This window comes from Hyphobacterium sp. CCMP332, assembly GCA_014323545.1.
GTDB lineage: Bacteria > Bacteroidota > Bacteroidia > Cytophagales > CCMP332 > CCMP332.
The window spans coordinates 2,197,775-2,214,570 of sequence record CP058647.1 but is presented as its reverse complement, the minus strand read 5'-3'; the positions used below and the strand labels follow the sequence as shown (position 1 = coordinate 2,214,570).

The window sequence follows — 16,796 nt, the reverse complement described above, 5'->3', positions numbered from 1 at the left end:
TTAATATCTGATTTTCAGATTTAGTATTTTTGCACTCATACCTGAGGTGATTTTTGGGCTAATTGCTGAATAATTTGATTAATTTGACCTGAAATTCATGAAAAAAGAATTAAAGAAATCAAAATATGCCAGGAAAGTATAAGGCTATTTTACTATCGTTGACGCTATCCTTATATTCGATCACCTTGTTTTCTCAAATATCCGAAAAGAGAAAAGAAGTTGCGGCAAAATTTGTCAGGCAGGCCGATCTGGTAATGGAGAGTACTGCGGCAAAAGAAGTTGCAAAGGAGCTTTATATTCAAGCAGCAAGAATAGATCCCGATAATGTGGACGCCAATTTCAAAGCGGGTAAAATGTACCTTGAAACAATCAATAAAGATAGGGCTGCCACTTATTTCATAAAGGTTTTAAATCTCAATTCCGATTATAAATTTTCCCTGAATTATTTGATAGGTCGCAGTTATCATTTCGGCTTGGACTTCGATGAAGCCATAAAGTATTATCAGAAATACGAAGAGAAACTAGCTGAGAACCCCACTTATAGTGGAAGCGATAAGATAGATGCTGAGGAAGTGAAAAATAGAATTCTTGAATGTTATAACGGAAAAGAGTTTGTTTCCAATCCACAAAATTATTCGATAAGAAATATGGGTGCCCAAATCAATTCTGTTTACGATGATTATGCACCTGTAATCAATAGGGAGAATTCCTTTATGATTTTCACTACTAGAAGAAAAGATGGGAACTTGTCAAAAGACGTGGACATCGATAATGAATTTTTTGAAGATATTTTTTTCAGCAATTTTGAAGATGGAAAATGGTCGCAGGCCAAAAATATTGGAACCCCAATAAATACTGTTTTTCACAATTCGAATTTGTCGTTATCAGCAGATGGAAATATTCTTTTTCTATACACCGATGAAAACAATGGTGATATATTGGTTTCGAATAAAGCCGAAAACGGAACCTGGACTGAGCCGGAGTCCATTGGGCCTAATATTAATTCATTAGGATTTAAAGAGAGTTCAGTTTGTCTTTCTCCCGATGGAAGCAGGCTCTATTTCTCAAGCAACCGGCCCGGAGGGTATGGTGGAAGTGATATTTACTACTCTGAGAAAGATAAAAAAGGAGCCTGGAAGAAAGCCAAAAATCTCGGTTCTGTGATTAATACCAAATACGACGACGATGGCCCTTTTGTGGATTTTTCAGGTGATTATTTTTATTTCAGTAGTAAAGGTCATAAAGGTATGGGCGGATACGATATTTTCAAGTCTGAGTATCTAATTGAAGAAGAGTCCTGGGGAGAACCTGTCAATATGGGTTATCCGATTAACACCTCTGATAATGATATTTATTTTGTGTCATCAAATGACGGCGAAATCGCTTATTATGCCACGGTAAGAGGGGGCGGATATGGCTTGTCTGATATATATTCGATCAAAGAGGGACAATTTGAAATTCCTGAAGAAAGTGACAGTGTATCAAGTGTATCAAAGGATACCACAAGTTCGGTGGCACAAAAAGCTGCCCCTGAAAAAAAGAACGTTATTCTGAATCTGAGAATCAAAGATCAAAGCGGGGAATTGATGAATGCTAAAGTGTCATTAATAAATGTTGATAACCAGATTGTAGCTGCTCAAAGAAAAATGGATGATGGTGTTTATAAATTCAAAGTAGAAAACCCCGATAACAGTACCTATCGACTTTCGGTAGAAAAAGACGGTTTCGCATTTATTAACGAGGATATATTATTTGATGGGTCGGAAGATGAAATAACACAGAAAGACAAAGAAATAGTTCTAAGTCCATTATCGGTGGGAACAACTAAAGTTTTGAGAAATATCTACTTCGACTTTGATAAATCGAAAATAAAATCAAGTTCATTTGATGAATTGAGCAAGGTTGAAAATATGCTTGCCAGAAATCCCAGTCTTGAAATAGAACTCGGAGGACATACCGACAATATTGGCAAGAAGGAATTTAATAAAAGACTATCCAAAGCAAGAGTTGATGCGGTAAAAAATTATCTCATTAATAAAGGTGTTGACCCAAGAAGAATTACGACGGTAGGTTACGGAGAAGAACAGCCTCTCGCAACCAATGACGATGAAAAAGAAGGTAGGGAATTAAATAGAAGAGTGGAGTTTAAAGTTCTTAAGCAGTAGTCAATCGCTTTTAAACCCAATGGCACTTGCACCGCAATAGGACTGTGAATCAATAAAAGTGTATTGCAAATAATAAATCCCCGTCACTCTGCAATCAAATTCCAATGAGTTGTTTAGTAAGCTATCTGTTTTGCTGCTTGCAACGCTTTTGCGATTAGAATCAAATATTTCAATTGCAATATCCATTTCAGCTTCAGCATCACTGCATATATTAATTAGGTAATCCGTGCTTCTCGTAAGGACATAGGAGTGTTCAATCATTGTCTTTTCTCCCTCAAGTCCGTCTAATTGATAGCTTTTTAGAAAATGGAAATTTGTATCTAATTGAGAAATGCAATTTTCAGCCAATTCACCCGGGTTGCATTGTGCTTTTAAGTAATCCACTCTAAATATTGATCCTGAAATCAAAATAATCGAAATGAATAAAAAGCGTATGCTCATAAAATTCTTAACATTTTATTGAATTTAGACCAATCTGAAAATTGACCCTTTTCAAAAATAACCTATTTTTTGAATTAAAATCAGATTTATAATTTCAATTTGAATCCTAAGACTTTAATTTATTCAATTTTACTAATAATAAACTCTACCCTTCTGTTTTTGCGTCTTCCTTGAATGGTTGAATTGCTTACAATAGGGCGCGATTCTCCATATCCTTTTCTTTCCAGTCGCGCCGGATCTATACCTCTACCACTCATATAATTAACTACGGAATTTACTCTTCTTTCTGACAGTAATTGATTATAGGCCGTCGGACCAATACTGCACGTGTGTCCCGCGAGTTCAAAACTTACTTTTGGATATAGTTTTAGGATTCTAATTGCACTATCCAAAACGGGGTAATAAGCACGTCTTACTTTATCTGAATCAAATTCAAACATAACGTTTGCACCGATATCCAGTTTGTCGCCAACCTTGTATTTTGACTTAAAGTAATCCATGTTTTTAACATCGGCTATCACGTCTGCTTCTTCTTCTTCAAATGGAGTAATACCCTTGCGATAATAATATCCGTGTTCATCGGGATTATCAACCAAGCCCTTATCCAATCCATGGATAGTAATTATTTCCAATCTTCGGTTTTTTGCTCTTCCTTCTTCAGTTAAATTTGAAGCAATCGGAAAAGCATCTCCATAGCCAACCGGGAATAATCGATCTGGCTCAATACCTTTATCGACAAGATAATCCATAACGGTTTGCGCCCTGGCCTGCGATAATAGCTTATTCACAACAGACTCGTTTTGATTATCCGTATGAGCCGCTATCTCAACTTCTATTTCAGGGTTTTCGATCAGTTTTCTATAAAGTTTATTTAATTCAATCTGAGACTCTATTCTAAGTTCTGATTCACCCGGTAAGAAAAATATATTTCTCATGGTAGTCATCCCACCTTCCGTTTTCAAGGGTTTGAGATATATTTCTTTGGATACCTCGAAATATTCCACCTGCTCTGGAATATTAATGTTTTCAGAATAAAATAGATAGCCCGGCAAATCAACATTTATAGCGTAATTTTTTCGAGGAGGTAATATTGTAGTATACCTCCCATTAAAACTGTTAGAGTTTGTAATCCCAACTATATTCTGTGTTGTCAAATCCGTAACAGTAATGGTTGCCGCCACGGGTTCCTTAGTATCATCCCTGAAAACATGACCCTTGAACTGGATGATAGCAATGGATTTTACAGGAAGATGAGCGACATAAATGTCTTTCTCTCCATATGTGTCTTCCCGATGACTTGAGAAATAAGCTCTTGTTCCGTCTGCAGAAAGCACATAATAGATGTCATCATCGGCAGTATTAATAGGAAAGCCCATATTTAAGGGTTCTGACCAATCGTTACTATCTTCATCTAATACCGTTTTAAAAATATCATAACCTCCCATGGTTTTATGCCCTCTTGAGCTGAAATAGAGCGTTTTGCCGTCGGGGTGGATAAAAGGCCCGTCTTCATTGTATTTCGTATTAATTTTAGGTCCCAGATTTTTTGGCTTTGCCCATTCACCGGAAGGCAATAATTTCGCCATGTAAATATCTGTACCTCCATATCCACCTTCTCTGTCACTTGTGAAATAAATTGTCTTTTCGTCAGGTGTAATACTTGCTGAAGGCTCCCATCCATCTGAATTGATTGGTTCCGGCATACGCTCTGGTTCCGACCATACATTCCCCTTTAAGTTACTAACATAAATGTCTCCTGAGAATGTTGAGGATTGATTACTCCTGTAAATAAATAGTTTCTGCCCATCCGGAGATAATCCAATACACGCATCGTGTTTTTCTGTATTTATACCATAAGGCATTTTTATTGGAGGAGTCCATTCTTTATCTTTTTTGCCCGAGATATAAATATCTTCGTAGTAATGGCCTGTTTCAAATTCCATCTCGCCACCTGTTGAATTTGGTCTTCGAGATGTAAAGATCAAAACTTCTTCATCTGCTGAAATTACAGGTACGTAATCCGGATAAATCGAATTCATCTTTGCTCCTAGATTTTCAATATCTGCTTTTACAGGTTGTTTAACCAATTCACTTCCAACCTTACATTCTTCTATGTATTTTGTCACCTGGATGAGCTCTTCCGGTCTTTCATCAATTTCTTCAAGGTGTTTTTTATATTTTTCGTAATAGCCGATGGCCTTTTCAAAGTACTGGCTCAAATGATATGACCGTCCTAAATACATATCGAGGTGTTCTTCTTCATATCCAAAGCGCACCGCTCTTTCAAAATACGGCAAGGCCCTTGTTTTATCATATGAGTTTAAATAACAAACACCAATTCTAAAATTGTAAAGGCCATTATTAGGTGAAAGGGAATCGAGCTTTATATACAAAGGCAAAGCGCGATGAAATTCCTCAATTCTAAAAAACTCTTTTGCATCTGGTTCTATTTGTCGGATTTCTTTCTTGTTTTGCGATAAAGCTATCGTAGAACAAAAGCTAATAACAAAAATGATTAAGAAATAAGAAGGGTAGCTAACTTTCATAACACAGGTTTAATTAGAATATTCATGTCAAATATTCAAGCAGTAAATTTATTGCACCGTAAATTTATATATTTTACATAATTAATTTATTCAATTTGAAAGGAATGACCAAAGTGGAAGATCTCAAAGAGGTAGAGTTTGTTAAAAGTAGTAGTGATTTTTCACAATGTCCGGAGGATGGCCTTCCGGAATTTGCGTTTATTGGCAGGTCAAATGTAGGTAAGTCAAGTCTGATTAATTATTTGACAAATAGAAAAAATCTAGCGAAAACATCATCTACACCCGGCAAAACCCAATTAATAAACCATTTTAAAATTGATGAAGAATTGTATTTTGTCGATTTACCAGGATATGGCTACGCTAAGGTGTCCAAAGGGCAAAAAAAAGTGTTTCAAAGACTTATTACGGATTATCTTGAAGGGGCCAAAAAACTTTATTGTGTTTTTGTGCTAATTGATTCACGACATAAAGCTCAAAACATTGACCTGGAGTTTTTAGAATACCTGGGGATAAAACAAATCCCATTTGCTATTGTATTTACCAAGGTTGATAAATTATCTACTAATCAAGCTAAAAAGCAAATTGAAAATTATAAAAATGAATTGCTTAAGTCCTGGGAGTATTTGCCCGATATATTTATTACCAGTGCAACACGGCAAAGGGGCAAGAATGAAATAATAAACTTTGTAAAACATTTTACCAGTTAAATGATATTCTTATTGGTATTAAATTTTTTATTCATCTATTTGCAAAAACATCTAGTTTTGGGCATTAGAATCTGACCTATGAAGTTAAATTTTGACGAAATCGTATCAGTAGCCGGTAAAGGAGGGCTTTATAAGATATTAAAACCAACTAAAAACGGTTACATTGTTGAAGAATTAAATGATTCACGAAAAAAAATGGTTTTAGGACCTAATCACCGTGTATCCTTGCTCAAGGAAATTTCTATTTATACTACGGATCAGGAAGGGGCCATTCCTTTAAAAGATGTTTATGGAAAAATAAAAAGTAAATATTCAGATGCACTACCGGTTTCTTCGAAAGATGACAGCAGTGAATTATTTACATTTTTGGGTGGAATAGTGCCTGAATTTGATGCTGACAAAGTATATCATTCAGATGTCAAAAAACTGGTAGCATGGTATTCATTAATTTTGGAAGAGGATCCGAATATTTCCTTTAAGGAAGATGAAAAGAGTGCCCCTACAACCGAAAAAGAGGAGAAAAAGAAAGTTAGCAAGCCAAAACCTAAAAAAGCACCTATAGCAAAAAATCAGAACGCCTCTTCAAAAAAAGGAAGTCAAAAGCCAATTACTCCCCAAAAGAAGGGCTAGTCGATCTTATTTTTTAATCTTTAGCCAAACTATAGGCCAAAGTGAAGCTCAATGTTCGGTCAAGAAATGACAAGGATTTGTTGGTACTAACCAAAGACCTTTGAAAATTTAATCTGAAAGTATACCTGTCATAGTTATAAGAGCAACCGAGAATAAAACCATAAATCCTAGGTTCAAAGGCATCGTATAACCTAACAAAACCAATTAAAGGATCACCTTCTTTAGCCTCCAATAAATATGAAAATTGTAGTCCCGCTTCCAGCTCAATGTTCTCGGCTAGTTCAAAGAATTTTTGATCAAGACGATATCGGAAAACCATCGGGAAATCAAGGTAATTGAGTCTGAAATTTAAATCAACCGGATCTTTATCCGTAAATCGACTGCCTTTTTGACTGTATAAAATGCGCAATTCAACTTTGAAATTTTCCTTTAAATTTACTCCTGCAGATCCTCCCAGCAATAAGCCTAATTTATTAAAACCCGCCATTCTATCACCATCCAATTGTGAGGCATTAAAACCCGCTATTGCGTCTACCTTTATTTCCTGAGCAAAAGAACTATTCAAAAAACATATTGAAAGTATCGGAATTAAGTATTTTTTCATTAGTAATTTAGCATTGGAAGCTATGGATAAGCAAATTGCTAAATTAAATAAAATTGCCGGTGGACTGTGTAAAAGCCTGGAAATACCGGATGATATTCAGGAAATCTTAAATGTAAAATCTAAAACAGATTTTCATAAAGCCTTAGCAAAATTAATTGAGGGCATGATCGAAAATGATTTTGAAAGATTTTTATCGGTCATGTACAGAATGGATGTCTCTGAACTAAAATTAAAGGAAATACTAAACAACGCGGATGCTGAACAGGTCTATATTAAAATTGCTGAATTGGTAATTAAGAGAGAAGAGGAAAAAATATTTTGGAGAGAGAAATATAAATCTTAGTTATTTTTCATTGCTTCTTCCACCATTTTACTTGAGCCGACATAATAAGGTACTCTTTGATGAAGGTCTGTCGGTTTTATATCCAGTATTCTATTTTTGCCATCGGTTGCCATTCCGCCTGCCTGTTCTACAATAAAAGCAAGTGCATTACATTCGTAGATCAAACGCAGTTTCCCTTCAGGTGAATTACTGGTTGCCGGGTATATGTAAATTCCACCTTTAAGTAAGTTTCTGTGAAAGTCTGCCACGAGAGATCCTATATAGCGGCCAGAATACTTTCTATCCCTGCAAAGCTCAATGTATTTTTTAAGTGAAATATCGAAGTCTTTATAATTACCCTCATTTATACTGTACAATCTCCCGGTTTCGGGCGTGTTCATATTTGGATGTGATAAAAAGAATTCGCCTAAAGATGGCTCATAGGTAAATCCATTTACTCCGTGGCCGGTGGTATAAACAAGCATGGTACTCGAACCGTACAAGACATATCCGGCGGCAATTTGTTCAGATCCCTTTTGCAAAACATCATCCATTTTGGGCTGATCTCCAATATTTGATTTTCTTCTGTAAATGGAAAAGATTGTTCCTATTGCAACATTGACATCAATATTTGAAGAACCATCCAAAGGGTCGATGGCTATTACATATTTCGCGTCATCATTCCCGGTAAAATTAATATCTTCTTCCTCCTCTGATACGATCGCACACACTTCTCCACCTTTTTTCAAGGCTCTCATGAAACGGTAATTAGCTATCACGTCGAGTCGTTGTTGTTCTTCTCCCTGAACATTCTGTTTGTTAAATGAACCTGTAATGTCTGAAAGCCCGGCTCTGTTTATTTCTCTATTGGTAATTTTTGCTGCAAGTGCAATGTCTCTTAATAGTTGGGATAACTCTCCTGTCGCAAAAGCAAATTCAGCTTGTTTTTCATTTATAAATCTATCTAAAGTTGTGCCGACGCGTTTGGCAATAGTTTCTTCCATAGGCTTTCAATACAATCACAAATATAGTTATTAAAGAATTATATTTGCGCCCCGAATTTATTAGGAATATGCATAAGGTTTTCAAATTTGGAGGTGCTTCTGTAAAAGATTCAGAAGCAGTAATTAATATGGTTCAAATCATCCGTGAACATTATGTAAAGGATGAAGTATTGGTGGTGGTCGTCTCGGCGATGGGCAAAACCACCAATTCATTGGAGGAAATTTTATACAAATGCATAGACGGATTCGACTACAAAAATGACCTTGAAAACATTAAAAAATTTCACTTAAATATAATTCGTGGATTGCAATCCGCAAATGAGCAAATAATCATTGATGAACTCGAGGATTTCATTTTTCAATTAGAAAAATCTCTCCACAGCATTAAATCCGAAAGTTTCATTTCGGAAAGTGAAAAATACGACCGTATCGTTCCATTTGGTGAATTGATTTCAACAAAAATACTATCCAATTATTTTGAAGACCAGGACATTCAAAATTGCTGGTTGGATGCCAGAAAATTCGTGATAACAACGAATGATTTCAGAGAGGGTATTATTAAATGGGAAAAGAGCGAACAAAATATACTCAATCTAAAAGATCAAGCAGCGCTATATCTTACACAGGGTTTTATCGGTTCTACTGAGGATGGCAGAATGAGTACTTTGGGAAGAGAGGGTTCGGATTTCACTGCGGCGATTTTTGGAAATATTTTAAACGCTGAATCAATAACTATCTGGAAAGATGTTCCGGGTATTTTGAATGCCGATCCAAAATTGTTTAAGGATACTGCTTTGTTTGAAAACCTTTCCTACACTGAAGCTTCTGAAATGACCTATTACGGTGCATCCGTAATTCATCCCAAAACAATTAAACCTCTCGCAAACAAGAATATACCTTTGATTGTAAAATCATTTATTAAATCGAATCAGGATGGAACAGTTATAAGTAAAGAGCCAGCCAAAAAACTATTACCGGTAACCATTCTAAAAAGAAATCAAGTACTGATTTCATTTAAAGTGAAGGATTTTACATTTATCAATGAGGAACAAATCGGTCTTGTCTTTCATGCCTTAAATGAAAACCTGATCAAAATCAATGTAATGCAGAACTCAGCAATATCACTGACCATTGCTATTGACAACAGAAGGGACAAAATTGATGCTTTGATAAAAAATTTGGAACATGCCTTCGATATAGACAAAATCGAAAACCTATCTTTAATTACCATTGTTAATCACGAGCATAAAAGTATCTCAAGAATTATTGATAATTACAATGTAATATTGGAGCAAAGGACCTTGAAAACCTGTCAATATATTATATCAGGTGCGGTTTTCGAGAATTGAATTAAGTAAGTTTTCACTGGAGCGCTCGAGAATGTCGAAAACATATTCAAAACCTTTATGGCCTCCAAAATAAGGGTCCGGTACATCGTTTTCATCCGATTTATCATCAAAATCACGCATTAAACGAACCTTTTTGCGTTCTTCATCATTTCGTGCCAATTTTAAAATATCAGCTTTATTGCTCTTATCCATTGCGATAATATAGTCGAACTTTTCAAAATCTAACATAGAAAACTGCCTAGCCCTACTTTCCAGGATAATTCCATTTTGTGCCGCCGTTTCCAACATTCTGTTATCGGGCATTTCTCCGATATGATAATTTGAAGTTCCGGCGCTTTCCACGTCAATATGATCGATACCTCTCGCTTTTATCTTTGAAATCATTAATCCTTCAGCCATCGGCGAACGGCAAATATTCCCTAGACAGACAAAAAGCACTTTTATTTTCATTTTTATTAAACTTTCAGAGATCAATTGCGTAAAATAGCGTGTTGTTAGTAATCAAAAGATTTGTGAAAAATCTTAATATACCATTCTGGATCAAAATTATTCTTTTTTATTTTCTGCTTGTTCTGGCATTTATAAAAAATTCCAATTTAGGCATAGAAAAATCAAAAGTTACTGTAGTAAATAATGAGGGCAGTGCCTTTGATTTTGAAAGTAATATGAAAGCAGAAAATATAATTATAAGGAAATCAAAACCTTAATTGAGCTATTGCAATTCGTCTAATGCCGCCTCAAAATTTGGGTCTATGCAATTATATACCTTATAAAATCCATTATCCCTCCATAAGTTTCTGGCTATTAATGCTTTAAGTTGAACCTTAATCATTTCTTCAGATCGTTGCAATTCTCCTTTTTTAAAATTTATACCTTCATTTACAGCAAACTCAATCAAATCGTTTAATAGCTTTTCATTGATTTTAAAGTCTTCGACAAATTTTTCCTCACCCATCTCTTCCAGGTATTTGCGATGAGTATTAGAATAATCAAAGGCAAATTCATAAAGCAGTCCTTTACTATTTAACTCGAGAAGAAAATTACTCCTTAAACTTGTATCTGTTGGCACAAAAATGTCTGGCATAATCCCACCTCCTCCGTATACTTTTCTACCCGAAGCGGTGCTAAAAGTGAGAGAGTCGGGAAATTCTATATTTTCTGCATGAAAAAATTCACCGTTTTCGTACCTTTCAATTAACTCTTTTAAGTATTCTTCCCTTCCATTAGCATATGGTTTTTGTATGGATCTACCCGATGGAATATAATATCTGGAAATAGTCATTCTCAGCTCTGAACCATCATTTAAATCAAATGAAGACTGAACAAGGCCCTTTCCAAAACTTCTTCGGCCAATTAAAACAGCTCTGTCGTGATCCTGCAAGGCGCCGGCAACAATCTCCGAGGCAGAAGCACTTCCTTCATTGATCAGTATAATCAATTTTCCTTTTTCAAACCCTCCCTTTATTCTCGATGTGTATTCAAAATCTCTTGTGCTGACCTTACTTTTTGTATATAAAATAAGTTTATCGTCTTCAAGCAATTCATCTACAATAAACAGCGCTGATGACAATATCCCCCCCGAATTATTTCTCAAATCCAGGATCAGATTTTGCATTCCCTCTGATTTTAATTGGCCAATTTTTTCGTTAAATTCCTCAGCTGTGCTCTCTGTAAATCGGCTAATTTTAATATAAGCATTGGTTTCATCAAGCATGTAAGCTGCTATTATAGAGATGCTTGGAATTTCATCTCTAATAATATTGAATTGAATTGTGTTATTATTTCCAGGTCTAATAATTTCCAGGCTCACCTCAGAACCTTTTTGACCTCTTAAGCGGTCAAAAACCATTTTATTGGTCAAGCCAATATTGGTCACATTTTCATTATCGATTTTGATTATTCGGTCTCCGGGTAAAATGCCCAATTTTTCCGAGGGGCCGCCATTTAATGGAGCAATAACCACCAGGGTGTCTTTTATTATATTGAATTCTACACCGATTCCCTGATAATTGCTCTCAAATGATATTGCACTCATTTCCCTGTTTTCATAGGGTATATAACTGCTATGCGGGTCGAGTTTGGAAAGCATTTCTCTTATTGTACTTTCGGTTAATTCTTCTGTATTGACTTTGTCAACATATTCGTGTTCAATCAGGCTAATTATCTCTTTATACTTTTTGTAATTCGGATCCTGCGAGAGATTTATCTTTTTCTCCTTATTAAATATCATTAAGCCGGTCAAGATGCCAATCACTAGCGCCAATGCCAATAAAATAGGCAAACTCAGGAGTAAATTATATTTGTTTTGATCTTCGTTCATATCAGTTAAGAAACCAAAAAGTCATATGAAATTGTTTTAACAGGTATTAGAATTGCTTTAAAACATTAAAAATTCCCCTCACCCATATTGGGTGAGCAATTTGCACCAGGTATTTGCTAATTTTAAAATATGTATTTGCGCACGTTAATATTTGCATTTGTGCTACTGTCCATTCAGTCCAAGGCTCAAATATATACATTTGATCATTTGGGAATTGAAGAAGGTATGTCTCAAAATCAGGTTAACGCTATTACTAAAGATCAATTCGGATTTATGTGGTTTGGTACCTGGGATGGACTTAACAGGTACGACGGGCACAATTTTAAAGTGTACAAGCACAAGGCTTTTGACACCACAAGTCTTTCATCCAATTTTATATCAAATATTCTCAATGACAGTAAAGGCAGGCTTTGGATAGGAACAAACGGTGGTGGTTTAAATTTATTTATCCCCGAAGATGAAAGCTTTCTTAATTTCAAATTTGATCCCCTGAAAGAAAATAGTATCAGTAATAATGCCATCAATCAAATTATTGAAGACAGTCAGGGAAATATATGGGTGGCCACTGAATTTGGATTAAATCTGATTCGCGCTTCAGGAAATACTGATTATATAATTGAACAATTCTTTTTCCAAAACAAACATCTTCCGGGAAGCTCAAATTTCATATCTACCATTACTGAAATTAAAAATGGTAATTATTTAATTGGCACAGATATGGGCATGATCGGATTGAAATTAGAGTCCGATAACTCGTTCACCTTTAATCTGATCAACCCTTTTGAAAAACAATTTCAGAGAAGTTTTAATGTGAAAAGTGTCTTTATCGATTCTCTAAATCGACTATGGGTAGGTTGTAACAGAAGTCTTTTTATTTCAAAGGAAGCAATCTCAGATTTTAATTTTAAGTTAAATCCTTATTCTCCCGGAGATTTTTCCCATGGTATAAAATTCATTAATCAGGATATCGAGGGCAATATATGGGTAGGAACATTAGATGGTAAATTATTGTCAAGAAAAACCGGAACAAATACCAATTTCAATCTTATCAGTGAAGATTATATCCGTAATAATTTTCAAAGTGAAATTACTTACACCACCTTTTATCAATCTTCAGATGAAAAAATTCTTTGGATAGGAACAGATATTGACGGTGTTAAAAAACTTTCATTATCGGGTCGAAATTTTCAAAATATTGCCCAAAGAGCTAATGATTTGAAAGGCCTTATCAATTCGGCAGTTTTTTCGGTATATACTGATCAGAAAGGATATAATTGGTACGGAACCAGAAAAGGAATCAGCATTCAAAATTCCAAAACAAACGAATTTTACAATTATCAAAAAAGCAACAGCCCTCTAAATAATATAAGCAATACAAAAGTTAGGGCCTTCGAAGAAGATGACCATGGTAATATTTGGGTAGGAACGGTTGATGGACTGGGTAAAATAGATATATACAACACTGACCTTAGAAACCTTGAGAAAGCTTCAATAGAATTTTATAACATGGACAATTCAAATGAATTCGGATTGTATTCGAATTACATTTACGATATTCATTTATCCGGCAATGGTATACTTTGGATTGCTACAAGGGAAGGCTTGTATCAATGGTTGCCTGAAAAAGAAATATTTGAAGAGTTTATTTACCTACCCGAAGATTTTTATGATAAAAATGTATTCACTATAAAAAATATCTATGAAGACAGCCATGGAAATCTTTGGCTTTCAACATTTGGCGGATTGCACAGAATATCTAATAAAAACGGGAAATATGAATTCGGACATTTTTTTCACAATCCATTGAATCCAAATGGCATTTGTTCTAACGATATTAATCATGTTCATGAGGACTCTAATGGCAATTATTGGATTGCTACAGCTCATGGATTAAATCAACTTAGATTTGAAAATCAAAAAGCCATATTTAAATATTATGGCTATGAACAGGGATTGCCGAATGAATTTTTGTATTCAATTTATAGCGATACAAAGAATGATTTATGGATGAGTTCAAATATGGGTATTATTACTTTTAATCCCGAAACCGAAGAATTTAAAAGTTTCGTAAAAGGTGATGGAATCTTAAGTAATGAGTTTAATATCGGGGCTTTCCATCAGAAAAATGATGGGAAAATTATGTTTGGTAGTATCGCAGGAGTTACTCAATTCTATCCCGAAGATATTATTGTGAATTTACATTTACCCAAAGTTCATATAACTTCTGTGAAGCGGTTTGGTAAAGAAATATATTCGTTCAGAGACTTGCTTGATAATCCTGAATTGAGTTTTAAAAACGATGAAAACAATTTCACAGTTGAATTTGTAGCCCTCGATTTCACTAATCCGCGAAAAAATGAATATGCCTATAAATTGGAAGGTCTTGACAAAGACTGGATACAATTGGGAAATCAACGGAGAGTTTCTTTCTCCCAACTACAACCCGGCAATTATACACTAATGGTTCGTGGATCAAATAACAATGGTATTTGGAATGAACATTGTTCCCAATTGCAGTTTTCGATTACTCCTCCTTTTTGGCAGATGGCTGAATTTTTTATTTCAGTCATTTTGATGATATCTGTTTTGATCTATCTTGTTTATCGCAAAAAGCTTAATGACAAGATCAGTTATGTACTGAAAATTGAAAAGATGCAAAATGATTTGAATGAAAAGGTAAGAAGAAAAGCTGCTGCAGATTTTCACGATGAAATGGGTCATTATTTAACAAGGATCAATGTCTTGACAGAAATATTGAAACAACGATTAAAAGAACAGTCCGAAGACATAAGGGGCGTGGTTCACTCAATTGGACAACAATCGCAAAAACTATACAATGGCACAAGGGATTTTATCTGGACCATCAATCCCGATAATAATTCAGTTTACGAATTGGCCATTCGTTTGAAGGATTTCGGTGATGAAATGACCCTGGAGACCGAGGTGAATTTTGTTGTCTCGGGTATAGAAGAGTCTTTGAAGGAAAATATTCTGACCACTGATTTTGCCAGACATCTGGTACTAATATTTAAAGAGGCAATTAATAATTCTGTAAAGCATTCGAATGCAAAAAATATCGAGCTAAGTTTTAATAAGGTTCAAGACAGCACCATTCCCATGGTAACATTAAGTGATGATGGTATTGGCATTCAGCATTCAGAAAACAATCTCGGAAATGGACTCCAGAATATGAAAAAGCGAGCGAGAAAAATAGCGGCTGAACTTAGTGTGGAATCAAATGTCCCAAAAGGAACACTAATCCGATTAAAACCAAATACAATAATTACTAAAAATCTTAAAACTGCATAGCGATGAGTAGCAAAATAAAAGTAGGCATGATTGAGGATGATAATTTGATTAGGGAGGGTTTTACTTTACTAATTAATGCTTCGGATGATTATGAGTGTATTGTAAGTTACGGAAGTTGTGAAAGCGCACTCAAGGACATTGAAAATCATGATCTGGATGTTATGCTAGTAGATATTGAATTGCCGGGTATGTCAGGAATCGAGGGGATCAAAAAAATCAGAAGATTATTTCCAAGACTTAATGTAATTGTTATAACTGTACACGAAGACGATGACCTTATTTTTGATGCTTTGTGTTCAGGTGCCACCGGTTACATGACTAAAAATACCCCACCGGAAAAACTTTTGGATGCTATAAAAGATGCTCATCATGGAGGTGCACCAATGAGTACTCAAATTGCCAGAAAAGTGGTTAATTCATTTCAAAGAAATCTGCATTCCCCTTTGACCGCCAGGGAAACAGAAGTACTCGAATTACTTTCGAAAGGTAAGAGCTATAGCACTATTGCCGATGAGTTATTTGTAAATAAAGAAACGATAAGAACCCACATAAAAAATATTTACCTGAAATTGGAGGTACACTCAAAGGCAGAAGCAATTGAAAAGGCTTTAAAGAATAAGTTGATCTGATTTTAGAACTTAAGCACCAGGTTTTGATGGTCGTTTTACTGTCTGATATAGCTGGCATCAATACTAAGACTGTTCCATGAACCCATTACTCTTAATACATCTTCCTTCACAGTGATATAGTTGGCGATTGTCTCAGTGTCCAGGCCTTTATCGAATACAATACGATTATTATTTAAATCTACTTCCCAGGTTCCTGTAACAATCTGCGAATTGTCAGAATCTCCGCAAAGCATCGAACCACCATCGTATTCAAATGTTCCATCTGTGAAAAAAGTAAAGATATCATCCGATCTGCATTCTATTGAACCATATATTTCTAAATTAAAATTTTGACTTACCCATGCCCGCGAAGATGTCCCAGCCAGAATTTCTTCAATTTCCATTTTGTCATCAGGTGCTTCAATGATTAAACCGGGATCCATCACTTCGTCCTGGGAATCTTTGCAAGAGAATAAAATAATTAGAAATGAAAAAAAGATTATTGCGATTCTCATACTATAAAAGTGATAAATAATTCATGTTTCATTTGTCCATTTATTGACAAAATTCAAAATGACAAGTCTCGTTTTAAGCCATTTAAGAATTAAAAATTTAAAAATCCCCCAAAAAGGGTTATTTACCCAGACCTGATTTTTACTACTTTAGAATTACCAAAAGGGTAAAACCATTTAGTGATTTAATAATTGACCCAAGATTTTGAGGGGGTGTCAGTGAAGGAAGGCGGGGATAGTCTTCGTTCCCTTATTGGATTTGAAAGGTCTCCAATAACA

At 35.1% G+C, this 16,796-nt stretch carries 14 protein-coding genes; 7 read left to right on the top strand and 7 right to left on the bottom strand.

The window, feature by feature from the left end; all coding sequences use genetic code 11:
* The first annotated feature begins 125 nt into the window (after nt 1–125).
* Nucleotides 126–2,165 (top strand): OmpA family protein, encoded by a 2,040-nt coding sequence (locus HZR84_09615; GenBank protein QNL22183.1) that lies wholly within the window; start codon nt 126–128, stop codon nt 2,163–2,165.
* Here HZR84_09615 and HZR84_09610 read toward each other — a convergent pair whose 3' ends face one another.
* Both HZR84_09610 and HZR84_09605 read right to left on the bottom strand, forming a co-directional pair.
* A complete protein-coding gene (locus HZR84_09610; protein QNL22182.1) occupies nt 2,166–2,549 on the bottom strand; it encodes a hypothetical protein in 384 nt (127 codons plus the stop codon).
* 176 nt (nt 2,550–2,725) lie between these two features.
* On the bottom strand, nt 2,726–5,152 hold the full coding sequence (locus tag HZR84_09605; protein QNL22181.1) for an OmpA family protein: 2,427 nt from the start codon (nt 5,150–5,152) through the stop codon (nt 2,726–2,728).
* Between the two features lie 104 nt (nt 5,153–5,256).
* On the opposite strand from HZR84_09605, the gene HZR84_09600 reads away from it, so the two are divergent.
* Nucleotides 5,257–5,859 (top strand): YihA family ribosome biogenesis GTP-binding protein, encoded by a 603-nt coding sequence (locus tag HZR84_09600; protein ID QNL22180.1) that lies wholly within the window; start codon nt 5,257–5,259, stop codon nt 5,857–5,859.
* Between the two features lie 78 nt (nt 5,860–5,937).
* Entirely contained in the window at nt 5,938–6,489 is a 552-nt protein-coding gene (locus HZR84_09595; GenBank protein QNL22179.1) for a DUF5606 domain-containing protein, read from the top strand.
* Between the two features lie 13 nt (nt 6,490–6,502).
* On the opposite strand, the gene HZR84_09590 is transcribed toward HZR84_09595, so the two are convergent.
* Nucleotides 6,503–7,093, bottom strand: a complete 591-nt coding sequence (locus tag HZR84_09590) for an outer membrane beta-barrel protein (protein ID QNL22178.1) — start codon at nt 7,091–7,093, stop codon at nt 6,503–6,505.
* Between the two features lie 22 nt (nt 7,094–7,115).
* Here HZR84_09590 and HZR84_09585 point away from each other — a divergent pair, with 22 nt between their 5' ends.
* Entirely contained in the window at nt 7,116–7,436 is a 321-nt protein-coding gene (locus HZR84_09585) for a hypothetical protein (protein ID QNL22177.1), read from the top strand.
* On the opposite strand, the gene fbp is transcribed toward HZR84_09585, so the two are convergent.
* A complete protein-coding gene (gene fbp, locus HZR84_09580) occupies nt 7,433–8,419 on the bottom strand; it encodes a class 1 fructose-bisphosphatase (protein QNL22176.1) in 987 nt (328 codons plus the stop codon). The two genes, HZR84_09585 and fbp, sit on opposite strands and share 4 nt — an antisense overlap.
* A 68-nt stretch (nt 8,420–8,487) precedes the next feature.
* On the opposite strand from fbp, the gene HZR84_09575 reads away from it, so the two are divergent.
* Nucleotides 8,488–9,768, top strand: coding sequence for an aspartate kinase (locus HZR84_09575; protein ID QNL22175.1), 1,281 nt, complete (start codon nt 8,488–8,490; stop codon nt 9,766–9,768).
* On the opposite strand, the gene HZR84_09570 is transcribed toward HZR84_09575, so the two are convergent.
* Complete coding sequence (locus tag HZR84_09570; GenBank protein QNL22174.1) at nt 9,745–10,218, bottom strand: low molecular weight phosphotyrosine protein phosphatase; 474 nt, start codon at nt 10,216–10,218, stop codon at nt 9,745–9,747. The two genes, HZR84_09575 and HZR84_09570, sit on opposite strands and share 24 nt — an antisense overlap.
* A gap of 262 nt (nt 10,219–10,480) precedes the next feature.
* Entirely contained in the window at nt 10,481–12,088 is a 1,608-nt protein-coding gene (locus HZR84_09565; protein ID QNL22173.1) for a S41 family peptidase, read from the bottom strand.
* A gap of 159 nt (nt 12,089–12,247) precedes the next feature.
* On the opposite strand from HZR84_09565, the gene HZR84_09560 reads away from it, so the two are divergent.
* Nucleotides 12,248–15,397, top strand: a complete 3,150-nt coding sequence (locus HZR84_09560) for a hypothetical protein (protein ID QNL22172.1) — start codon at nt 12,248–12,250, stop codon at nt 15,395–15,397.
* Nucleotides 15,398–15,399: 2 nt separating this feature from the next.
* Nucleotides 15,400–16,026 carry a response regulator transcription factor gene (locus HZR84_09555; protein ID QNL22171.1) on the top strand — a complete coding sequence of 209 codons (627 nt, stop codon included), beginning with the start codon at nt 15,400–15,402 and terminating at the stop codon, nt 16,024–16,026.
* A 35-nt stretch (nt 16,027–16,061) separates the two neighbouring features.
* On the opposite strand, the gene HZR84_09550 is transcribed toward HZR84_09555, so the two are convergent.
* A complete protein-coding gene (locus HZR84_09550; protein QNL22170.1) occupies nt 16,062–16,520 on the bottom strand; it encodes a hypothetical protein in 459 nt (152 codons plus the stop codon).
* Nucleotides 16,521–16,796 lie beyond the last annotated feature (276 nt).